Origin of the sequence: Phyllobacterium sp., assembly GCF_037994405.1 — a bacterium.
Lineage (GTDB): Bacteria > Pseudomonadota > Alphaproteobacteria > Rhizobiales > Rhizobiaceae > Phyllobacterium.
Genome location: NZ_JBBNAN010000014.1, coordinates 1 through 23,003 on the forward strand (window position 1 = coordinate 1; position 23,003 = coordinate 23,003).

The 23,003-nt window shown below is 57.9% G+C and carries 18 protein-coding genes; 15 read left to right on the plus strand and 3 right to left on the minus strand.

Annotated elements, in window-relative coordinates:
* The first annotated feature begins 63 nt into the window (after window positions 1-63).
* The 8 genes from AAAC48_RS00905 (at window position 64) to AAAC48_RS00940 (ending at window position 7,180) form a co-directional block, all read left to right on the plus strand.
* The gene (locus AAAC48_RS00905) at window positions 64-315 is read left to right on the plus strand and encodes a hypothetical protein (protein WP_340652393.1); all 252 of its coding nucleotides are present in this window, start codon (window positions 64-66) and stop codon (window positions 313-315) included.
* A 24-nt stretch (window positions 316-339) separates the two neighbouring features.
* On the plus strand, window positions 340-1,011 hold the full coding sequence (locus tag AAAC48_RS00910; protein ID WP_340652366.1) for a response regulator transcription factor: 672 nt from the start codon (window positions 340-342) through the stop codon (window positions 1,009-1,011).
* Window positions 1,012-1,121: 110 nt separating this feature from the next.
* Window positions 1,122-2,423 carry a HAMP domain-containing sensor histidine kinase gene (locus AAAC48_RS00915; protein WP_340652394.1) on the plus strand — a complete coding sequence of 434 codons (1,302 nt, stop codon included), beginning with the start codon at window positions 1,122-1,124 and terminating at the stop codon, window positions 2,421-2,423.
* Between the two features lie 110 nt (window positions 2,424-2,533).
* Window positions 2,534-2,968, plus strand: a complete 435-nt coding sequence (locus AAAC48_RS00920; protein ID WP_340652395.1) for a hypothetical protein — start codon at window positions 2,534-2,536, stop codon at window positions 2,966-2,968.
* Window positions 2,969-3,118: 150 nt separating this feature from the next.
* Window positions 3,119-4,291: a c-type cytochrome biogenesis protein CcmI gene (gene ccmI, locus AAAC48_RS00925; protein WP_340652367.1), complete on the plus strand. Its 1,173-nt coding sequence runs from the start codon at window positions 3,119-3,121 to the stop codon at window positions 4,289-4,291.
* Window positions 4,291-4,734: a cytochrome c maturation protein CcmE gene (ccmE, locus tag AAAC48_RS00930; protein ID WP_340652368.1), complete on the plus strand. Its 444-nt coding sequence runs from the start codon at window positions 4,291-4,293 to the stop codon at window positions 4,732-4,734. The genes ccmI and ccmE overlap by 1 nt, the downstream gene beginning before the upstream one ends.
* Entirely contained in the window at window positions 4,731-6,707 is a 1,977-nt protein-coding gene (locus AAAC48_RS00935; protein ID WP_340652369.1) for a heme lyase CcmF/NrfE family subunit, read from the plus strand. The genes ccmE and AAAC48_RS00935 overlap by 4 nt, the downstream gene beginning before the upstream one ends.
* Window positions 6,704-7,180: a cytochrome c-type biogenesis protein gene (locus AAAC48_RS00940; RefSeq protein ID WP_340652370.1), complete on the plus strand. Its 477-nt coding sequence runs from the start codon at window positions 6,704-6,706 to the stop codon at window positions 7,178-7,180. The genes AAAC48_RS00935 and AAAC48_RS00940 overlap by 4 nt, the downstream gene beginning before the upstream one ends.
* Window positions 7,181-7,184: 4 nt before the next feature.
* Here AAAC48_RS00940 and AAAC48_RS00945 read toward each other — a convergent pair whose 3' ends face one another.
* On the minus strand, window positions 7,185-8,075 hold the full coding sequence (locus AAAC48_RS00945; protein WP_340652371.1) for an MBL fold metallo-hydrolase: 891 nt from the start codon (window positions 8,073-8,075) through the stop codon (window positions 7,185-7,187).
* Window positions 8,076-8,224: 149 nt separating this feature from the next.
* On the opposite strand from AAAC48_RS00945, the gene AAAC48_RS00950 reads away from it, so the two are divergent.
* The 7 genes from AAAC48_RS00950 to AAAC48_RS00980 all read left to right on the plus strand — a co-directional run bounded on the left by AAAC48_RS00950 (window position 8,225) and on the right by AAAC48_RS00980 (window position 16,975).
* Window positions 8,225-8,929, plus strand: a complete 705-nt coding sequence (locus AAAC48_RS00950; RefSeq protein ID WP_340652372.1) for a YadA-like family protein — start codon at window positions 8,225-8,227, stop codon at window positions 8,927-8,929.
* 374 nt (window positions 8,930-9,303) lie between these two features.
* Window positions 9,304-9,570 carry an invasion associated locus B family protein gene (locus AAAC48_RS00955; protein ID WP_340652373.1) on the plus strand — a complete coding sequence of 89 codons (267 nt, stop codon included), beginning with the start codon at window positions 9,304-9,306 and terminating at the stop codon, window positions 9,568-9,570.
* A 124-nt stretch (window positions 9,571-9,694) separates the two neighbouring features.
* On the plus strand, window positions 9,695-11,230 hold the full coding sequence (locus tag AAAC48_RS00960) for a Do family serine endopeptidase (protein ID WP_340652374.1): 1,536 nt from the start codon (window positions 9,695-9,697) through the stop codon (window positions 11,228-11,230).
* A gap of 148 nt (window positions 11,231-11,378) precedes the next feature.
* Window positions 11,379-12,071 (plus strand): response regulator transcription factor, encoded by a 693-nt coding sequence (locus AAAC48_RS00965; protein ID WP_340652375.1) that lies wholly within the window; start codon window positions 11,379-11,381, stop codon window positions 12,069-12,071.
* Window positions 12,068-13,468, plus strand: coding sequence for a HAMP domain-containing sensor histidine kinase (locus tag AAAC48_RS00970; protein ID WP_340652376.1), 1,401 nt, complete (start codon window positions 12,068-12,070; stop codon window positions 13,466-13,468). The genes AAAC48_RS00965 and AAAC48_RS00970 overlap by 4 nt, the downstream gene beginning before the upstream one ends.
* Window positions 13,465-16,431 (plus strand): bifunctional [glutamine synthetase] adenylyltransferase/[glutamine synthetase]-adenylyl-L-tyrosine phosphorylase, encoded by a 2,967-nt coding sequence (locus AAAC48_RS00975; protein WP_340652377.1) that lies wholly within the window; start codon window positions 13,465-13,467, stop codon window positions 16,429-16,431. Before AAAC48_RS00970 ends, AAAC48_RS00975 begins: the two co-directional genes overlap by 4 nt.
* A 37-nt stretch (window positions 16,432-16,468) precedes the next feature.
* The gene (locus AAAC48_RS00980; RefSeq protein ID WP_340652378.1) at window positions 16,469-16,975 is read left to right on the plus strand and encodes an EF-hand domain-containing protein; all 507 of its coding nucleotides are present in this window, start codon (window positions 16,469-16,471) and stop codon (window positions 16,973-16,975) included.
* A 647-nt stretch (window positions 16,976-17,622) separates the two neighbouring features.
* On the opposite strand, the gene AAAC48_RS00985 is transcribed toward AAAC48_RS00980, so the two are convergent.
* Complete coding sequence (locus AAAC48_RS00985; RefSeq protein WP_340652379.1) at window positions 17,623-19,944, minus strand: ATP-binding protein; 2,322 nt, start codon at window positions 19,942-19,944, stop codon at window positions 17,623-17,625.
* 249 nt (window positions 19,945-20,193) lie between these two features.
* Window positions 20,194-22,839, minus strand: a complete 2,646-nt coding sequence (gene pepN, locus AAAC48_RS00990) for an aminopeptidase N (protein ID WP_340652380.1) — start codon at window positions 22,837-22,839, stop codon at window positions 20,194-20,196.
* Window positions 22,840-23,003 lie beyond the last annotated feature (164 nt).

Below are 23,003 nucleotides of genomic sequence, written 5' to 3' on the forward strand. Positions count from 1 at the left end.
TTCCTGCCAGCTCCCAACTGTTCATGCATCGTTCAGACAGCAACCGATAATAATGACGCCATGATGAAACACTTGATTATCTCCCTGCCCCTTGCGGGCCTGATCTCAGTCACTGGCGTCCTCAACGCCGGTACTGCCTTAGCCGCGGACTGTTCGTCAGTCGGGCAACAGGTGGCGGAATCGCAAGGTGGTACTCTTGCGCGCGCCACGTCTGTTGTGCAGAACGGCAAGGAAGTTTGTGTGGTTGTCGTGCTCATCCCTGGCAAAGATGGCGAACGCCCGCGCCGGGTCGAAGTTGCGGTACCGGCAAACTAACCCGCTTCGCAAGGGACAACCTGGATGAGAATACTCGTCGTCGAAGATGATCGTGATCTCAATCGCCAATTGGTGGATGCGCTGACCGATGCCGGCTATGTGGTCGATAAGGCTTTCGACGGCGAGGAGGGTCACTTTCTCGGCGATACCGAGCCGTATGATGCGGTTGTGCTCGATATCGGCCTGCCGCAGATGGATGGGCTGACCATTCTCGAGAAATGGCGCCGGGATGGACGGATCATGCCTGTACTGCTGCTCACCGCGCGTGATCGCTGGAGCGACAAGGTTGCCGGGATCGACGCCGGAGCTGACGACTATGTCGCCAAACCGTTCCACATCGAGGAGGTCCTGGCGCGCCTCAGGGCCCTCATTCGCCGCGCCGCTGGTCATGCCTCATCGGAGATCAGCTGCGGTCCGCTGCGCCTTGACACCAAGACGTCAAAGGCGACCATTGGTGGAACCGCTTTGAAACTGACATCGCACGAGTTCCGGCTCTTGTCGTATCTGATGCATCACATGGACGAGGTCGTATCGCGCACCGAATTGGTGGAGCACCTCTACGATCAGGATTTCGATCGCGATTCCAACACCATCGAGGTTTTTGTGGGGCGTCTACGCAAGAAGATGGGCATCGATCTGATCGAAACGATTCGCGGCATGGGATATCGGATCAAATCACAAGATAATAAGGCTTAATCGCCTCGAACAAGGCAGGGCAACGTGTGAAAATCCGGCTGACCGGCTATCTCCCGAGCTTACGATCCCTTTCCTTGCGCGTCATCACGCTGTCGACGCTCTGGACCATCATTTCCTTTTTTGCAATCGCCACGATCATTTCGGCCCTCTACGGCGATGCGCGCCTGCAGAGTTTCAAGCAATTGCTCTCGGCGCATTTATTTAGCGTCATTGCTTCAGTCAGCGTCAATGATGGAACGCTGGCAGGCAGGCCGGACCCAGGCGAGGTACGGTATTCGAGCCCACTTTCCGGCTGGTACTGGTCAGTTGATCCGGTCGCAGACAATCTGAAGGGCTCTCTCCGATCCATATCGCTCGGAGACAAGACTATTGATTCGCCCTCGACGCTAAATGTTCCCTTCGACACATCGTTTCAGCGTTCCTATACCGAGACCGGACCGAACGGCCAGCAGCTCTCGGTGGTGGAGACTGAAGTTGTCCTGGATGCAGAAAACCGCGTCGCGCGATTCAGGGTCATGGGCAATCTGAGCGAGGTGGAGGGCGAGATTGCCGCCTTCCGCCATACCCTATATTTCTATCTCGGAATCTTTGGCCTTGGCGGAACGCTGATCAACGCGGCGGTAATCCTGTTTGGTCTGCGGCCACTCGACCGCGTTCGCCGCACCCTTGCCGATATCAGGGAAGGCAAGGTATCGCGTCTAAACGAGAATCTGCCGGACGAGATTGCTCCGCTGGCGCGCGAAATGAACGCGCTGATTGAAAACAACCGCCGCATTATGGAGCGCTCGCGCACGCAAGTTGGAAATCTTGCACATTCTCTGAAGACGCCGCTATCCGTGTTGGTCAACGAAAGCCGTACCATCGGTGGCCATGAGGGGCGCATTATCGCCGAGCAGAGCACTGCCATGCAGGTGCAGGTGCAACACTATCTGCAGCGCGCTCGCATTGCGGCGCAACGTGACAGCGTCGTTTTCCGGGCACCAGTTCCTCCCATTCTCGCGCGGCTCGCGCGCGTCACCGCAAAGCTCAATCCAGAAATGGACGTTCGTTTCGAAAACCAGATGGGCGAAGCGATCTTTGCGGGCGAGCAGGAAGATCTTGAGGAAGTCGTCGGAAATCTTCTGGAAAATGCCGGGAAATGGGGGCGAAGCCGCATCAGGCTCACACTTGCCAAGGTGGATGACGGATTGGAAATCAGCGTGGAGGACGATGGCTCGGGTCTTGCACCAGAACAGATCAAGGATGCACTAACGCGCGGCAAGCGGCTGGATGAAAGCAAGCCCGGCTCCGGGCTTGGCCTTTCCATCGTCCACGACACAATACGTGAATATGGCGGCACGCTTCGGCTGGAGCGCAGCGTCGAGCTCGGCGGTCTGAATGCGCGACTGACACTTCCTGTCGCCGGGAACTAGGGCGTCCCATTTGCCGTTCGATGCTCTAATCGTGCTTGCAAGCCGATGGTCAATCAGGTCATAACAAGCCGTTAGCGCCGCCGTATTGTAGATTGTAAAACGAACCGATGATGAAAATCCATATCGCCATTCCCCTTCTTGCTGTTGCTATGCTCTCAGGCTGTTCAACGACATCCGGCACCAAAGGCAGTGGCGGTACGCTGAGCAGTTTGACCGGCGGATCGAAGCAGCCGGCCACATCAGGCGTGCTTGCGGCGCTGGGAAATGGCTTGATCGGCAACAATGCCTCACTAGATGCGTCGGATCGCAAGCGCGCCCTGCAGGCCGAATATCAGGCGCTGGAATATTCGCCTGCCGGCAAGACGGTCGAATGGAAAAACGCCAGCGGCAGCCGTTCCGGCGAAGTGGTTGCGGCGCAGCCCTATCAGGTCGGCTCGCAAAATTGCCGCCAGTACACGCATACGGTGCGTATCGATGGCACGCCGCAATCGGCGCGCGGTACCGCCTGCCGCAATGAGGATGGCAGCTGGACGCCGCTGACATAATCGCGTCCGCGTTTATCATTCAATTGGCAAAGCAAGTACCAGCATATCTGGGAATGCACGACGTTCCCGCTTCAGCTGTGAACCTTCCCCAGCTTTGCGGCGAATTGCCCTATCTATGAAATCCCTTGGATTTTGGCTTGTTGGGAGTTTATGTCTCACGTCATGGTTTTCTGGATTTCCGCTGCATTTCTGACTGTTGGCGCGACGCTGCTTGTGCTTTTGCCATTGACGCGTCGCGGCAGGGCCCCCGTGTCAGACAATCAATATGATGTTGAAGTCTATCGCGACCAGTTGCTGGAACTGGACGCTGACGAGAGACGCGGGCTGATCGATCATGCCAGCGGCGAACAGGCACGCGCTGAGATCGGTCGCCGTTTGCTGAAATCTGCCAAGGCGGCGGAAGCAGATAGAACTGTTGTTCGGCAGAAGAAAAGTGCAATACGCGAATGGCTGACGCTCGCAATAGTTCTGTCTATCCCGCTGATTTCATGGGGTATTTACGCCAAGACCGGATCTCCTGATTTGCCTGCCCAGCCGCTCGCCGGGCGGCTTGCCAAGCCCGCGGATCAGAGCACCCCGGCGGAATTGATTGCGCGCGCCGAAGCGCATTTGGCGCTCAATCCCGATGATGGCCAGGGCTGGGAAGTATTGGCGCCGATCTACCTGCGGCTCGGCCGTCCGGCGGATGCCGTCACGGCCTACCAGAATGCTATCCGCCTCAATGGCGATAGCGCACCCCGCCAGCTAGGGCTTGGCGAAGCAATGGTGGCGGCGGCGGATGGCAAGATTACTCCTGAAGCGGAAGCCGTGTTCAAGCATGCGCTTGAGCTTGATCCGAAGGATATGCGGCCGCAGTTCTACATTATCGAGGGCTGGATGCAGCAGGGGCGTCTTGCTGAAGCACGCGACTTGATCCGCAAGCTCTTGGTGGAGGCTCCCGCCGATGTGCCCTGGCGTGAACAGGCGCAAGCGGCACTAACCCGTCTCGATCAGGAGATCGCAGGCGATGCGCCGGACGTAAGCGACGTCGAACGGACCGGCCCCAACGCCTCGCAAGTCGAGGCTGCGGCCGGAATGGACAGTCAGGCCCGCGCCGAAATGATCGAGGGCATGGTTGCGAGCCTTGCCGAAAAATTGAAACAATCACCTGATGATGTCGATGGCTGGGAACGATTGGTCCGCTCTTACGTCGTTCTGAACAGACCCAATGATGCGCTGGATGCGCTGGCCCGGGCAAAGAAGGTGCTTAGTGCGGACAAGATTGCGAAGCTCGATGCTGTGGCCCAGGACCTCGGCCTTGCAGACGAGCCGGAGAAAGATTGATGACGCGCAAGCAAAAGCGGCTTTCGGTAATTGGTGGCGGACTGCTGGTCCTGGCGGTCGCAGCGGCGCTCGTTTTGTTTGCGCTGCAACAGAAGATCGCCTTTTTCCGCATGCCGTCAGACATCCAGGCATCTGACGTTGAGTCCGAATCGCGGTTCCGTCTCGGCGGACTCGTTGAAAAGGGCACCGTTGTTCGGGGCGAGGGGACCAAGATCAGTTTTTCGGTTACCGATCATGTCAAAAGCGTTCCTGTCACCTATGATGGCATCCTGCCCGATCTTTTCCGCGAGGATCAGGGCGTGGTCATCGAAGGCAGGTTCATGCCCGGCGGCGCTTTTGTGGCCGATAGTGTGCTCGCCAAGCATGACGAGAACTATATGCCGAAGGAAGTGGCCGACAGCCTGAAGGCGAAAGGTGTCTGGCAGGGAGAGAGCAAACAATGACCGTCGAACTCGGACATTTCGCGCTGGTACTGGCTCTGGCACTGTCGATTGTCCAGGCCGTGCTTCCGGTACTTGGCGCCCGCCGTAACGACGACCGGATGATGGCCGTTGCCGTACCCGCAGCTTTCACGATCTTTGCGCTGATCGCTCTTTCGTTCGTGGCGCTGACGTCCGCGCATGTCGTTTCCGATTTCTCCGTACAGAATGTCTTTGAGAACTCGCATTCGCAAAAGCCGCTGCTCTACAAATTCACCGGCGTTTGGGGCAATCATGAAGGGTCGATGCTGCTCTGGGTGCTGATCCTCAGCTTTTTCACCGCGCTCGTTGCCTTCTTTGGCAACAATCTGCCCCCGACATTGAAAGCCAATGTCCTTGGTGTGCAGGCATGGATTGGCACAGCCTTCCTGCTGTTCATCGTTGCTACCTCCAACCCGTTCGCCCGCATCAACCCGGCGCCGATAGAAGGGCAGGATCTCAATCCGATCCTGCAGGATATTGGCCTCGCCATCCATCCGCCCATGCTCTATCTCGGCTATGTCGGGTTCTCCGTGTGTTTCTCATTTGCGGTCGCAGCGCTGATCGACGGCCGTATCGACGCGGCCTGGGCGCGCTGGGTGCGTCCGTGGACGCTGACGGCGTGGCTGTTTCTGACCGGCGGCATCGCCATGGGTTCTTATTGGGCCTATTACGAACTTGGCTGGGGCGGCTGGTGGTTCTGGGATCCGGTCGAAAATGCGTCGTTCATGCCATGGCTCGCCGGAACAGCGCTTCTGCACTCGGCGCTCGTCATGGAGAAGCGTTCGGCCCTCAAGATCTGGACCATTCTTCTCGCGATCCTGACCTTCTCCCTATCATTGCTCGGTACATTCCTGGTGCGCTCGGGTGTGCTGACGTCTGTACATACATTCGCCAATGACCCGGGGCGTGGCCTTTTCATTCTGGCGATTCTGGTGCTGTTCATCGGCGGATCGCTGGCATTATTCGCGTGGCGGGCACAGGCGCTGGCGCCTGGCGGTCTGTTCCAGCCGATCTCGCGGGAGGGCGCGCTGGTCTTCAATAATCTTTTCCTGACCACGGCGGCCGCAACAGTTCTGATTGGGACGCTCTATCCACTGCTACTGGAATCGCTGACCGGCGAAAAGATCTCCGTGGGCGCGCCATTCTTCAATCTGACCTTTGGCCCTCTGATGATCCCGCTGCTTGCCGCCGTGCCCTTCGGGCCGCTGCTGGCCTGGAAGCGCGGTGATATTCTGGCAGTGGCACAGCGGCTGATGACAGCGTTTTTCATCGCACTGCTGGTTGTGGCCATCGTCCTTTACCGCACTTCGGCGTCCGGCGTCCTTGCCGCATTCGGTATCGGCCTTGCCGTCTGGCTGATGCTGGGCGCGTTGACCGACCTCGCGCTCAAGGCCGGGATTGGCAAGGTATCGATCAATGTTCTGATACAGCGCGTCCTCGGGCTGCCACGATCGGTATTTGGAACCGCGCTCGCGCATTTTGGGCTTGGCGTGACACTGCTTGGCATCGTAGCCACGACGACCTTCGCGACCGAGAATGTGCTGGTGATGAAACCGGGCGACGGCATCAGGGCAGGCGGGTACACGCTGCGGTTCGACCGCGTCGATCCGTTCAAGGGTTCAAACTATGCCGAAGAGCAGGGCAAGTTCACGATTTTGAACGACGCCGGCCAACCGGTAACGGATCTCACTTCATCCAAACGCTTCTTCCCGGTTCGCAAGATGCAGACGACCGAGGCCGGGATCAAGACATTCACGTTCAGTCAGCTCTACGTGTCGCTTGGCGATGATGCCAAGGATGGCGGCATCGTTGTCCGGATCTGGTGGAAGCCATTCGTGACGCTGATCTGGCTCGGTGCGGTGCTGATGATGGCAGGTGGCTGCATGTCGCTGCTCGATCGACGTTTGCGCGTCGGTGCACCGGCCAAAGCGCGACAGATACAGGCCACAGCATGAGACGCCTTCTAACAAGCCTGGCCCTCTGCCTGGTGTTGGGCTTGGCCGTCACCGGCGCCAAGGCTGTGGCGCCCGATGAAATGCTGGCCAACCCGGCGCTGGAAAAACGTGCCCGGGCCATTTCGGCGGAACTGCGCTGCATGGTGTGCCAAAATGAGTCGATCGACGATTCCAACGCCGATCTCGCCAAGGATTTGCGCCTGCTCGTTCGCGAGCGGCTGGTTGCCGGTGATACGGACGAGCAGGTTCGCGATTTTCTCGTTTCGCGCTATGGCGAGTTTGTTCTGCTCAAGCCACGGCTGCAGACCAGCACCTTGTTGCTCTGGGGCTTTCCCATTGGCACGCTGATCATTGGTGGTACGGCGATTATACTGGCGATTAGACGGCGGCGAGCGGCGCCTGTCGAGACGGCGCCACTTTCCGAAAATGAAAAGAAGCAGCTCAGGAAGCTCTTCGCTGCAAAAAGGGAATAGCGGCCTATTCTTCAGCGTGACCGGTAAGCACGGCCTTGATATTTTCGCGGTGGACTGCCTCATAAGGCGCAAAATGCGTGATAGTCCCAGCGCGGATATCGTCGGAAACAAATGTTTGAAGATCCTGCCTGGCCAGATCTGGCTCATCGCGCAAGCGCAGTAGTTTCGTCACGTAGTTGCGTGTGGCGTCGATAAGCTCCGGTCCGTAGCCGCCGGCCACTATTATTTCCTCGGCGCCGTGATTGGGCAGAATCTTCGTAAAATCCCAGCTCGCCATGCGGTCAAGATCGCGCACATGCCGTTCGAGGCCGATCGGCTCGGACACGTAGGTTACGGGATCTTCCAGCGCGTCGCCCGCAAACAGCAGCTTGAGGTGTGGCAGGATCATCATTGTCCCGTCATGGCTGTGAATGTCGACATGGCGCAGTTCCACATGGATTTCTCCGACCTTCAGGTTCAGCGCACCCTCAAAAATCCGGTTCGGCATGATCAACGGCCGGATCGGCGGATCCCTGTTCTCGAGGTTGCTGCGATTGTCGCTGAGGGCCTTCGCCGTCAGACCATTGGCGATGATCTCGCAATCGGCAAAGACTTCGTTTCCGGCCACATGGTCCACATGCCAATGGCTCAGTACCACACGGATCTGGCGCGCGCCGGCATCTTCGAGCGTCTGGCGGATTATCCGGGCGTGCGGGAGGGAAATGCTCGTGTCATAGACCAATGCTTCTCCGCCGGAGACGATGGCATAGGAGCATAGACCAAGCGCGTAGGCGCCGTCGTCGAGCCAGTTCGGTGCTTCCGACCACGCGCGCACCCCGTCGATTCTGCCATCATAAAAGGCATAAACGCCCTCATAGGGACGGTGAGTGCGCAGCGTTGATCCAAGCGGGGGCATAAATGGTCTCCATTTTCTGGGCGGCAATCCGGATTCGCCGCCTTTTCAAATCAAACCAGCTTTCGGCCAGCAGGTCCAACCCGTTTACGCAATACAACCTGCCACATGTCAAAAGTTGCCAGCGGCGGTGCGGCGTCGAAGCAAATTGCGTGTTCACGGGCCCGACCTACAACTTCGCCGGCATCGGCGCGGACGGTAAAGCCGTGTCTCACACCTATGACAGCGTCGGCAGTGCTCTCGCCGGGCTGAACGGGAGCGTCACGAACATCAATACGCATGTCGACAACCGTGTCGTTGAGATCGACAAGCGGGTGACGACGAACGAAGGCGATATCACTACGATCAACACCGCGATCAAGAACATTAGCTCCGGCACTGCCGGTCTGGTGCAGCAGAAAGCAGCTGGCGATAGGGGGAGATCCGAACGCTCCCGTTCTCATCAGCAATGTCGAGGCAGGCAAGGCCGACAAGATGCCGTGAACGTCAAACAACTCAAGGACACCGTCACATCGACCAGCGAAGAGATCAAGCGGAGCACCCTCGAGCAATATACCAAGTACCTTGACGAGTCGAAGACCTATACCAATGAAGCTGCCACGAACAATCTCAGTGCGTCGAAGCAGTATACGGATCAGAAATTCGATCAGTTGAGCTCGGATATCGGTGCGGTTCGCAGTGAGGCCCGGCAGGCCGCGGCGATCGGACTGGCCGCATCGTCGCTGCGCTATGATAACACGCCGGGCAAACTCAGTGTCGCCATGGGAGGTGGTGCCTGGCGAGGCCAGGGCGCTGCAGCATTCGGTGCAGGCTATACCAGCGAAAGTGGCAAAATCCGCGCCAATCTTTCCGGGTGACAAGCGGCGGCAAGTTTGGCGTCGGTGCCGGCATCAGTTTTATTCTCAATTGAGAGCGACGATGATCAGGCAAGCGTGGAAGTTCCCTATCTTCCTGGCTTGCCTGCTCCTGTCCGGTTGGCTGTCTCCACGAGCAGCCGGACAGCAGCCCCCCGGCCCTCGTATAGTATCAAACCGTCCGAGGTTACCGTTCCGCCGGGGCGGAACTTGGCCGCTATCGCCGCATCATCCAGCCGTTCGAGAATTGGAACCTGATCTGCGACGAGAATCTGAAAACGATGAAGAAGATCTGCAACATCACGCAGTCAATCGTCGATCAGAACGGACAATTCGCCTTCTGGTGATCACTCGCCGCAACCGAGGGCGGCAAGCCGATGATGATATTGCGCACGAGACCCGGTCTCGGTGTGAAAAAGCCGGTCATGCCAGCATTTCCGGGCCGCAAGGAGCCCGTCTCCGTGGAGACATATGCCTGCAGTCCGGGCGTGTGCATCGCACTGCTGCCCGTCGGACCAATCTTGCGCGAACAGATCGCCAAGGCCTCTATCGTGGGTGTCTCCCACGAAGCCGCGCCAGCGGAAGTGCTCGCTTTCGACGTTCCCTTGAAAGGCGTTTCGGCTGCGCTTGCTGCGATCAAGTGAGCTCCTTCCGCACCAACCTTAAAAATTTGTCATGTTGCGGAAATGGCGAGGTAACATTCTTATCTGTATCACTGTTGGTATAAATCGATCGGCATATCGATCAGATGTCCAAGGAGATACATTCATGTTGAACAAGTCCTCAACCTACCGCAAGGGCATTGCCGCCGCCCTGTTGTCCTCGGCACTTGTCGGGGGTTTCCTGGCGACAGGCCCGCTCAGCGCTGTTGTTCCGGCGCAAGCTGAGGCAGTACGTGTTGATGCCACCCAGCAGCCAGGCTTTGCCGATGTTGTCGAAAAGGTCAGCCCGGCCGTCGTTAGCGTCCGCGTCAAGAGCGCCGTCAGCCAGACTGCCGATGACGGTGCTGGTTTCCCGGGATTCGACCAGTTGCCGGATGATCATCCGCTGAAGCGGTTCTTCTATGATTTCGGCGGGCCGGGCCAGCGTCCAGGCCAGCGCGGCATGGAACCGCGCAAGTCACCCCGTGACCACAACAGGCCAGAACGCGTTCGCCCGACCGCTCAGGGCTCCGGCTTCTTCATTTCGGAAGATGGTTACCTCGTTACCAACGACCACGTCGTTGAGGACGGCAGCGCCTATTCCGTTGTGCTGAATGACGGGACCGAGCTTGATGCCAAGCTGATCGGTAAGGACAAGCGCACCGACCTCGCCGTCCTCAAGGTCGATGACAAGCGCAAATTCACCTATGTTTCCTTCGGCGACGACAACAAGATCCGCGTCGGCCAGTGGGTGGTTGCGGTTGGCAACCCGTTTGGTCTCGGTGGCACGGTTACGGCTGGTATTATCTCGGCGCGCGGTCGCGATATCGGTGCAGGCCCCTATGATGATTTCCTGCAGATCGACGCTGCAGTAAACAAGGGCAACTCCGGTGGCCCTGCCTTCAACCTGAATGGTGAAGTGGTCGGCATCAATACCGCGATCTTCTCCCCATCGGGCGGCAGCGTCGGTATTGCCTTCGCCATTCCGGCAACGACTGCCAAGCAAGTCGTCGATCAGCTGATCAAGACCGGGTCGGTTTCCCGCGGCTGGATCGGCGTACAAATTCAGCCGGTCAACAAGGAAATCGCTGAATCGCTTGGCCTTGCCGAACAAAAGGGCGCCCTCGTTGCCGAGCCGCAGGCCGATGGTCCCGCCGCCAAGGCAGGTATTACTGCCGGTGACGTTATCACCGCCGTGAATGGCGAAACGGTTGCTGATCCGCGCGACCTTGCCAAGAAGATTGCAGCGATCAATCCCGGCAAGGATGTGGAGCTGTCGGTCTGGCGTAAGGGTGAAGCAAAGTCGATCAGCGTTGGTATCAAGCCGATGCCAGGCGACGACAAGCAGGCATCCAGCGATACGCAGCACGAGGAGGATTCAGCCAAGCCTTCCGCGCTCGACGATTATGGCTTGACGGTCATGCCTTCAGACGATGGCAAGGGCGTTGTTGTGACGGACGTTGATCGTCAGGGCGATGCTGCCGACAAGGGTATCACGACGGGCGACATCATTGTCTCGGTCAACAATAAGCCGGTGAAAAGCGGCTCCGAGATCGATGCTGCCATCGCCGAAGCGGCGAAGACCGGCCGCAAGGCCGTGCTCCTTCAGGTGCAGACCAACGATCAGTCGCGGTTTGTTGCCCTGCCCATCAACCAGGGCTAACCGAAAACGAGTTGCGGCGGCGCTGCATATCCCCCACCCCCGTTAGCGCCAACGCACAAGGGCGGCAGATCCTTCAATAATCTGCCGCCCGTTTTTCTTCCGGACGACGCCCTTAACTCATTCGGCAAAAACGGCTTAGTATTGCGCCATGAAGATTCTCGTTATTGAAGATGACCGCGAAGCGGCACGCTATCTGGAGAAGGCCTTTGCCGAGGCAGGTCATTCGGCGGATGTCGCGGGCGATGGCGAAACCGGTTATACACTTGCGGAGCAGGGAACTTACGACGCCCTCGTCGTAGACCGCATGCTGCCGCGCCGCGATGGCCTTTCGGTGGTCGCTGCCCTCAGAGCACAAGGCAATGATACGCCGGCGCTGATCCTTTCCGCTCTCGGACAGGTGGATGACCGCGTCACTGGCCTGCGCGCCGGCGGCGACGATTATCTGACCAAGCCTTATGCGTTTTCCGAGTTGCTCGCCCGGATCGAGGTGTTGCAACGGCGATCGAGCCCGAAGGAAGCCGAAACTGTCTATCGGGTTGGCGATCTTGAACTCGACCGCCTGTCACATACGGCCAAACGGGCAGGGCAGGTGATCATTCTCCAACCACGCGAATTCCGTCTGCTTGAATATTTGATGCGCCATGCGGGTCAGGTCGTGACCCGCACCATGCTCCTGGAGCATGTCTGGGATTACCATTTTGATCCCCAGACCAATGTCATCGACGTGCATGTCTCGCGCCTGCGCAGCAAGATCGAGAAAGACTTCGATACACCGCTGCTGCATACCGTGCGGGGAGCCGGCTATATGCTTAAAGCAGCGGACGCCGGAACCCATGCATGAGCCGCTTCCGTGCCATGATGAAGATGACAGCCGTGCGGCTGTCGGCGCTTTACCTGCTTCTGTTCACGGTATGCGCCCTGGTGCTGGTTTTCTACATGACCAGTCTTTCGGTGCGGCTTCTGACAACGCAGACTGAGACAGCAATCAATGAGGAGATCGAAAGTATTGGCCAAGCCTATCAGCGGGGCGGCATTGTCGGTCTCGTCCGCTCCATAGACAGGCGCGGGCGCCAGCCAGGGGCCTATCTCTATCTCGTTGCCGATCCAGCCGGCCGGATCGTTGCCGGCAACGTGCAAAGCATCGAGATCGGTGTGTTGCAGACCGACGGCTGGATCGAGCGGCCAATCAATTACGAGCGCTACGGCGAGGGCAATGATCCGAAGGTTCATACGGCGATCGCGCGGGTGATCGTTATGCCCAATGGTATCCGGGTCATGGTCGGACGCGATCTTGGTGAGCCCGAGCAGGTCCGCCTTGTCGTGCGCCGCGCCCTTATGGCTGCGCTCGGCATCATGGGTATCGGCGCTTTTCTGATCTGGTTTTTTGTCGGGCGGCGCGCCTTGCAACGCATCGACGAGGTCTCGGCGGCTTCGCGGCGGATCATGGGCGGCGATTTGGCCGGGCGCCTGCCTGTCAGCGGGTCGGGTGACGAGTTCGATCGCCTGGCGGAAAATCTCAACGGCATGCTCGCGCGCATCCAGGAATTGAACGAGGGCGTAAGGCACGTCTCCGACAATATCGCCCATGATTTGAAAACGCCGCTGACGCGCATGCATAATCGCGCCGAGTCGGCGCTTTCAAATGCCAAGACGACGAAGGCCTATCGTGCCGCGATGGAAGGCATGATCGGTGATTCAGATCAGCTCATCCGCACGTTCAATGCCATCCTGATGATTTCGCGGCTCGAATCGGGTTATTCGACAGAAGCGATGGAGCAGATTCCGCTGTCGACGATTGTGGAAGATGTGTTCGAGCTCTACGAGCCGTCAGCCGAGGAGGCCGGAGTCAAGCTTAAATTGGGAACGATTGACCCAACGCCGGTCAAGGCGAACCGCGAACTGGTCGGTCAAACCATCTCCAATCTCGTCGACAATGCCATCAAATATGCTGGGGCCAGCGAGAACCCGGTCGAAGTCGCTCTTTCTGTTGAAAGGCAGGACGACAAGATCAAAGTCGTTGTCGCGGACAATGGACCCGGCATTCCGCAAGATCAAATGGCGCAGGCGACGGAACGGTTCGTACGCCTCGAGGAGAGCCGCTCGCAACCGGGATCCGGGCTGGGGCTCAGCCTTGCCAAGGCTGTGATGAAATTGCACGGTGGCACACTGGAGTTAGCGGACAATAAACCGGGACTGCGCGCGGTCCTGGTATTTCCGGTGGGGGAGGAAAATGCATGAATGCGAAGGCGGTGAACGCTGACGACAAGCCCTTTTTTGCGCATGACTTGCGTGACCTTGAACCTTTGGACAAGAAAAGCGCCGAGGCTTTTCTGCATGACTTTGTCAGGAGTGCCGCGCAAGAGGAGTGTTCTGGGGTCGGCGTCCTGAAACAGAACAAGCCTGCTGCTGCCTTCCTTTCAGCGGTTCTTGACCTCTCACCCTATTTGCGCACGGTTCTGCTGCGCCGCCCCAGGATTGTGGAGCCGTTGTTCGTAGCGCCGCTCAGCAAACGTCTCGACGCATTGATGCTTGAGGTTGCGGCCTCAACCGAGAGTGAGAACGTCACCGAAGCGGGCTTGATGACAGTGCTTCGGCAATTGAAGCTGGAAGGGCATGTGCTCATCGCGCTCGGTGATCTGTCGGGCCTGTTTGCGACGAAGGACACGACGTTCTGGCTGTCACGGCTTGCCGAAGAATGCGTTGGTGCCTCAGTACGGTTCCTGTTGCGGGATGCGCATGAGGGCGGCAAGCTGAAGCTTCCGGATCCGAAGCACCCTGAAAAGAATTCCGGCTGGATTATCCTTGCGATGGGAAAGTTCGGAGCCTTCGAGCTGAATTATTCCTCGGATATCGATCTGATCGTGTTCATTGACGAACACAGCCTTGCTATCATCGATCCCTATGAATGTGTCGAGACTTTCTCGCGGTTGACGCGCCGCCTCGTCCGCATTCTTCAGGATCGTACCGCCGACGGCTATGTCTTCCGGACCGACCTGCGGTTGCGGCCCGATCCGGGTTCAACGCCATTAGCCATCCCTGTTGGTGCAGCGCTCAATTATTATGAGGGGCGTGGACAGAATTGGGAGCGGGCCGCCATGATCAAGGCGCGGCCCGTTGCCGGTGACATCGACGCGGGAAAGCGCGTTATCGCTGAACTGGCCCCTTATGTCTGGCGCAAATACCTCGATTATGCAGCGATTGCCGATGTTCACTCGATCAAGCGGCAGATCCATGCGCATAAGGGCCATGGCGAGATTGCCGTGCGCGGGCACAATGTGAAGCTTGGCCGCGGTGGCATTCGCGAAATCGAGTTTTTTGTGCAGACCCAGCAATTGATTGCAGGCGGTCGGTTTCCACAGTTGCGCGGATCGCGCACCGTCGAAATGTTGGCGGCGCTGCATGGCCTCGGGTGGATCAGCGAGGAGGCGCGCGACGCCCTCGCGCAGAAATACGGCTTCCTGCGTGACGTTGAGCATCGCATCCAGATGATCGCTGATGAGCAGACACACCTGCTACCAGAAGACGAAGAGAACTTTCTGCGCGTCGCGCATATGATGGGCTACACCGATGGCGAGGTATTCGCCGACGATTTTCGAACCGCTTTGACGACCGTCGAAACGCATTACGCGGCGCTGTTCGAACAGGCGCAGGACCTCACCGGCGGGGCAGGCAATCTGGTTTTCACTGGCGACGTTGATGATCCGGATACGCTGAAGACGCTGGCGGATTTTGGTTTCGAACGTCCCAGCGATATTTGCCGCGTGATCCGAACCTGGCATTTCGGCCGCTATCGCGCGACGCAGTCTGCAGAAGCGCGCGAACGTCTCACGGAGCTCACACCGGTACTGCTCAAGGCCTTTGGCGCGACCAGCCGTGCCGATGAGGCACTGATGCGTTTCGACGGGATGATCAAGGGCCTGCCCGCGGGTATCCAGCTGTTCAGCCTGCTGCAGTCCAATCCCCGCCTTCTCGACCTCTTGGTACTGATCATGGGCGCCGCGCCACGGCTTGCCGACATAATCACTCGCAAGCCGCACATCTTTGACGGTATGCTCGATCCGGCGATCTTCGCCGATGTGCCTACCCGCGCCTATCTCGCTGAGCGGCTGGAAAGCTTTCTCGGACCCTCGAAGGTCTATGAGGATATTCTCGACCGGCTGCGTATTTTCGCTGCGGAGCATCGCTTCCTGATCGGCATCCGGCTGTTGACCGGCGCAATCGACGGCGCGCGCGCGGGCAAGGCTTTTTCCGATCTGGCCGATCTCGTCATCGACCGGGCTTTGCAGGCTGTCATCGACGAATTCGCTGGCAAACACGGCAAGATCAGTGGCGGGCGTATCGCAATCCTCGGCATGGGCAAGCTTGGTAGCCGGGAACTAACCGCCGGCTCCGATATCGACCTCATCCTGCTTTACGATCATGACGAGCACGCCGAAGAATCCGACGGCGAGAAAGGTTTGGCCCCGTCGCAATACTATATGCGGCTGACACAGCGATTGATTGCAGCGCTGTCGGCGCCGACGTCGGAAGGGGTTCTCTACGAAGTGGATTTCCGCCTGCGCCCCTCGGGTAACAAGGGGCCGGTTGCCACCCATATAGACGCATTTCGCAAATATCAGCGGGCGGAGGCTTGGACCTGGGAGCATATGGCGCTGACCCGCGCGCGCCCGGTTGCCGGCGATCCTACGTTCTTTGCAGAGATCGAGCAGGACGTCAGTGAAATCCTTGCCCTGCCGCGCGATGCGGCGAAGATCGCCAAGGATGTTACCGAAATGCGCGCGATGATCGAAAGCGAGAAGCCGCCAAGCGATGCATGGGATCTGAAACTCGTTGCGGGCGGCATTATCGATCTGGAATTCATCGCTCAATTTGCGGTGCTGACCGGGAACGTCGATGGGCCGATCATCGCGCAGTCGACCGCCGAAGTTCTGGCAAATCTCAAGCCGGATTTTGCCGATCCGGCGACAACCGACGGTGTGGTCGAAGCAGCAAGGCTCTACACGGGCATCACCCAGATCATTCGTCTTTGCCTGAATGGTGACGTGAAGCGTGAGGATTTCCCGCCTGGGCTAGGCGATCTGCTCTGCCGCGCCTGCGATCTGCCCGATCTCGATCGCGTGGAAGCCCAACTTGGAGAAACGGCGCAGTCTGTTCGAAAGACCTTCGACGACCTGCTCCGGGGGGCACGGAAGAAGCGATGATTTCGCAATTGCATCGGGGGTAACGAAGCAAAAGGAAATGATGATGAAAATAAAAACGAGAACTGCCCTTCTGTTTATTGCCCTCTCTGCTGCTCTTGCCGCTCCTGCGGCAGCCGAAGACCAGACGACACATCACGGTCGAAGCAATGCTGCCGAACGCTTCGACAAAGCCGATACGAACAAGGACGGCAAGATCTCCTTTGAGGAGTTTGCCGCTTCCCTTCCTGATTTCATGCTGGCGGATACGGACAAGGACGGCAAGGTAACCGTTGCCGAACTTACCTCCTATCTCGAAGGCAAAGGTGCCAAACCAAAACGGGCGGAGCGTCGCGCCAAGCGCATCGTCAAACGATATGACGCCAACAATGACAGCGCGATCACTGCGACTGAAATTCAATCGCGGCAGAAGAAAGTATTTGCGCTGCTCGACAAGAATGATGATGGCTCGATCGACAACAACGAGTGGCCGAGCCGCAACTGGCACCATGGCAAGGGCCATCACAAAGGGACGAAGAAGGACAATGGCCAGAATTCGGCCGAATGACAACAACGATCGGGAGGCTGCGGCCTCCCGATTTCGTTTCACGTTTCATCGTATCAATGCAGGGTGCTAAAGCGCAGTGACTTCCAGTATGGCCAATCGGGCATTGCCCTCGGCTGCGTTATCGACCGTCACGGTCGTACCGGCAGCAACGAGAAACCCTTCGCCTGCCTGCAGCGTTCGCGTGTTGCTACCCGATTTCAGAGTGAGCGCGCCAGGTTACTGTGGACTGTGTCGCTGGCTCCAGATGCTTTGCTTCACCTTGAACGGACCGTCGATTGCCTTCTGATTTCGAAATATCACCTTGAACGGATTTGATGAGTTGACGTTGACGATCATACTTGTCGGTGCGCCCAAGGCAGTACATATGTCGCGGAAAGGTGCTTCAGCCCGCATGACATGTGTAGAGAGATAGTGCATCTCACCCTGATCCACATTCCCGCCGGTATGGAGGGTAAGGTCAGGCACTAAAAGCGTCTGTTGCGTCGGAACTTTGGTTGTGGTGCCGCCTTTGTCGGCAATCCACCAAAAGCCGGTGCCCTTGATCGTTATCGCGCATTCAATGCCATCGTGTAAATGAGTAGGAAATAGACCGTTGCCCGTCCTGGGCTAATCCCAAAGAATTAACAGCGGGAGCCGATCGACTTGGGCTATGCCTCTATTCTTTTTGGAATGCGCACTGAGACGATCGTGCCTACACCTTCGGTGGAGCGGATCTTGAGCGCACCGCCATGCAGCTCCGTCAGCGAGCGCGAGATGGCAAGACCAAGGCCTGAGCCAGCATGGGATTTGGTGAACTGGTTCTCCACCTGCTCGAAAGGTTGGCCAATCTTCTTCAACGCTGACTTGGGAATGCCGCATCCCGTATCCTCGATAGTGAAAACCAGCGCCCCTGACACCTTGCGCGCCCGGACCGAAATACGTCCGCCAGTGCCGGTAAACTTCACCGCATTCGACAGGAGATTGAGCAGTATCTGTTTGATCGCGCGCCGATCGGCATTGACTGTGACACTTTCGGCTATCCTGGTCTCGACCTTGACGTCTTTTTCCTGAGCTTGCAGCGAAACGACACGCACTGTCTCACGGATCAGCGGACATAGATCGACTTCCTCGCGGTCCAGGGAGAAATGCCCGGCCTCGATCTTCGACATGTCGAGGATGTCGTTGATGACGTTCAGGAGATAATTGCCACTCGTATGGATGTCGTGGACATATTCCACATAGCGGTCAGAACCGAGTTCGCCGAAGGTTCCCGATTGCATGATCTCCGAAAAGCCGATGATAGCGTTGAGAGGTGTACGCAATTCATGTGACATGTTGGCGAGGAACTCGGATTTCGCCCGATTTGCCGCCTCGGCGCGTTCCTTCTCAACCGCATATTTGCTGTTGAGTTCGGTAAGCTCCAGCGTACGTTCGATCTCCGATTTGCGGGCAAGACTCAAATCATGAATGGTTGCCATTAGGCGGCGTTCGCTATCGACGAGCCGTTCTTCATGCACCTTCAGCTGCGTAATGTCGGTACCGACTGAAACGAGCCCGCCATCCTGCGTGCGCCGTTCATTGACCTGCAACCATCGTCCATCGGCCAGTTGCCGTTCAAAGGTCAGCGCCCCATTGCGGCCGTTCTCGTTGGCCATGCGCTTTTCGAAAGCTACGGCACGGATGCGTGGTTCGAGTTCTTCGCGGCTAATCCCCGGCAGAAGGCATTCATTGGCAAGGCCCGAATATTCGTTGAACTTGCTGTTCGACATGACCAGCCGGTTATCCGCATCCCAAAGTACGAAGGTTTCGGAAATGCTTTCGATCGCTTCGCGGATGCGCTGGTCGGCCTGAGCTGTCGCCTGAGCAAAACGGTGCTGCTCACTGACATCGACGGCAACGCCAACGAGATGCAGGTCACCTACGTTTGCATCCGCGACCTGCGCACGCACGCGCATCCAGACCCAATGGCCTTCCGCATGACGCATGCGGAAAACGCGGTCCATCTGGGTGATGTCGCCGGCTGCAACCTGAGCCGCCACGCTATAGAGCTTGTCGTCGTCCGGATGAATAATGGAGGAAATGTCGCCAAGCGAAAGAATGGCGTCATGGGCCTCATAGCCGAGCATTTCATACATGGAGCGTGACCAGTAGACGCGACCGCGCGCCATGTCCCAGTCCCACAGGCCACAGCGGCCACGCGCCAGCGCAGTGTCGACCCGCGCTTGCGTGTGTTGATAGAGCTCATCCGCATCCTGAGCTCGGGCCGCCTGGCTGAAATAGGCGTAAAGTACGATCAGCATGATCGTCGCCGTGCCAGCGAACATCGTGACATTGACCGACACAACCTTGCGCCAATCGGCGAAGATCGCTTCGATGGGATTCATGACGAATACCGAATAGGCCGCGTTGCCTGACCGGCTGAAAGCAGCGAGGGCAGGCGTGCCTTCGATTTTCACGGGCATCGCACCTGCCCGTTCGCCAAACAGAAACAGCGGCTGGCCCTCTGTTACGAAGGTCTCGAGGTTTCTGTTGCGCCAGCGGTCGCCGCCATCGGACGAGGCGATTATTCTGCCGTCGGCATTGGCTATGGCAAACCAGGTGCCTTCCGAGATCAAATCGTTCGAACGAATTTCACTGATGATATTCTGCAGGTCACCCGTATCGAGCTTTTGGCCGTTGTTCGTGCGGTTATCGATGATGCTCGCGACGTGGCTGGCCGCCATTGAAAGCGTAGCGCGGGCGGTGCGCTCCGCATCGTCGCGCCAGCCGAGCAGCGACATGGAACGGGCAATGGCCAGAGCAAGCAGGAAAAGGATTATGAGTGGCGGGATCGCACGGCGCAGATAGGGCTCGGCTGCGACAAGCTTGCCATAGGCAGGGTCAGCGAGAAGCTTTACGTGCCCCGAAAGCCGGTTGCGCCCCCGCGCATTGATCCGGCTTTTGGCGTAATTCTTCCCCGTCGGCGCGCGATACGCGTCCGCATTTGCCATCGAATGGCCCCCTCATTTGCCTTTGTATTGAGTGATTTGCTTCGGCACGCCGCACATCCGAAGCACCTGTAGTGAATCAAAAGTGATTCTGCCTGTCTAGTCCCTTTGTTAAATATTTATCAATATTTGTGGCAGGCCGGGACTGTGGTGAAAGGACGACTCGTAACGCTTTGGAATGACTCAAATTACCCTCGGGGATGCCCAAGGGTGATTGAGGAAAAGGGCAGTGGGTAACTTCCGGAAGGGCTTTCAGGCCAGCGTCCGCTCGACAATATCGCGCACGTCAGCCGACAACCCTGTGACAGTTGCGATGGTCGCCAGTGCTTCGCGGGCATGTTCCCGGCGCACCGGTTCGAAGGATCGCCAGGAACGCATCGCCGTCAAAAGCCGCGCGGCAAGCTGCGGATTTTTCTTTTCGATCGTCAGGATCGTCTCTGCAAAAAACTTGTAGCCGCCGCCATCGACACGGTTGAATCCGGTCTGGTTGCCGCTGGAAAACGCACCGATCAATGCGCGGGTGCGGTTGGGATTGTCGAGCGAGAACAATTCATGTTTCATTAATCCGCGCACCTTGCCCAATGCATCATCCCCCGGCTGCATGGCCTGAACGATGAACCATTTATCCATGACGAGAGGATCGTTGCCGAAGCGGTCTTCGAAGGCATGTAGCGCCTGTTTTGTCGTGTCACTGCCGCTGAAACGTTGTACGAGTACGCCAAGTGCTGCTGCCCGGTCGGTCATATTGTCGGCGCGTTTGAACTGCGCTGCGGCGAGCTTCGGCGTGCAATCGGCAACACTTAGATAATCGAGAAGCACATTGCGCAGTGCTCGTCGGCCGGCCCCCGCAGCGTCCGGCTTGAACGAGCCCTGCTGTTCAAGGTGGTTATAGAGCTGTTCAAACTTCTCCGCATGGCTTTCGGCCACGGCGGCAATTAGGGCATCGCGGCTGCCGAGAATGGCATCCGGATCGATGTTCGACCCGAGTTCGCGAGCGATATCGCTTTCGGAGGGGATACTCAGGCATAGCGCCCGGAACGCCTCATCCAGCGCGGTATTGAACGCAATTTCGCCAAGCAGCTTGATCGACGAGTTTTCGATCGTTGCAGGCTTGCCGCCCCGGACGCGTTTCGAATTGCTGGTCAGCTTGGCGTTCAGGAGCTGGGTAAGGGCCTGCCAACGTGTGACCTCATCGCCATCATTGCGGGCAAGAAAGACCAGATCCGACCGTGTCAGTTCGCTGGTCAGCGTTACCGGTGCAGAAAAACCGCGCAATAGTGATGGTACCGGGCGTTCCGAAATTCCTGAAAAGCTGAAGCGTTCCTTGCGCTTGCGCAAATGGATCACGTCACCTTTGACAAGACCGCCCTTGGCCGATCGCGGCTTGAGCTCCCGGCCCTTGGCGCCAAGCAGCGCAAACTGTACCGGAATATGCATTGGCTTTTTAGAGGGCTGCCCTGGGGTCGCTTTCAGCGATTGCTCGATCTCGATTTCGAATGTCTTGGTCGCCTGATCGTAATCATAGGTGATGGCGAGATTGGGCGTGCCCGCCTGATCATACCAGAGTGCGAACTGACTCAGGTCTTCGCCCGAGGCATCCTCGAAAACCTTGATGAAATCCTCGATGGTGGCGGCGTCACCGTCATGGCGTTCGAAATAGAGATCCATGCCCTTGCGAAAGAGTTCAGGCCCAAGAATGGTGCGGATCATGCGCACGACCTCGGAGCCCTTTTCGTAGACAGTCGAGGTGTAGAAATTATTGATCTCGCGGAACTGCCGCGGGCGCACCGGATGGGCGAGGGGCCCTGCATCTTCAGGGAACTGGTGCGCCTTGAGACCCTTCACCTCGGCGATACGCTTCACTGCGCGCGAACGCATGTCGGCGGAAAATTCATGGTCGCGGTAAACCGTCAGCCCTTCCTTCAGGCAAAGCTGGAACCAATCGCGACAAGTGATTCTGTTTCCTGTCCAATTGTGGAAATATTCATGGGCGATGACGGCCTCGATACCGGCATAATCCGCATCGGTTGCAGTTTCGGGATCGGCCAGCACATATTTGTCGTTAAAGACATTGAGACCCTTGTTCTCCATCGCGCCCATGTTGAAATCGGAAACCGCGACGACGTTGAACACGTCGAGGTCGTACTCGCGTCCAAAGACATCCTCGTCCCACTTCATCGAACGCTTCAGCGCATCCATGGCATAGAGTGCGCGCGGTTCCTTGCCGTGTTCGACATAGATGCCGAGATCGACATGGCGGCCGGAGGCGGTGGCGAATGTGTCGTGGATAGCGCCGAGATCGCCCGCGACGAGTGCGAACAAATAGGCCGGCTTTGGATGCGGGTCGTGCCACACCGCAAAATGGCGGCCATCGGTAAGCGCACCCCCATCTTTTGGGTTGCCGTTCGACAGGAGCACGGGGGCTTCGCTGCGCTCGGCCTCGATGCGCACCGTATAGACGGAGAGGAGGTCGGGCCTGTCGAGGAAATAGCTGATGCGGCGAAAGCCTTCCGCCTCACACTGGGTGCAATAGACGTTGCTCGACCGGTAGAGGCCAGTCAATTGGCGGTTAGTAGTCGGATTGATCTCCGTGGTGAGCTCGAGTGTAAACTTGCCGGTTTCCGGCAGGCCGCGTATCTCAAGGCGATCAGGCGTTGCCGTATAGGTGTTGTCGCCGAGAGCGGCGCCATCGATGCGAATATCAATGAGCTTGAGTTCGTCGCCGTCCAGAATGAGAGCTGTGTCAGCGGCAACGCCCTGTCTGCGCTCGATCTGCAATGTGGACTTGACGATCGTGCGCTCGGGATGGAGTGCAAAATCGAGATGGGTTTCAGGAATGAGGAAATCGGTTGGCTTGTAATCATCCAGATGAAAAACCTGGCCGGTATCGGTACGCATCGTTTTGACTGTCCTTTATGTGGTGCCGGAACCTAGCCGTGTTTTCATCGACGCACAACAAATGCGATTTGATCACCCGAATGTTTGTCGCCAAAACGCAACGTGATCGGCTTTCCATCTGGTATGACTGATAAAACAAGCATATGGATATATCAGTTCCAGTC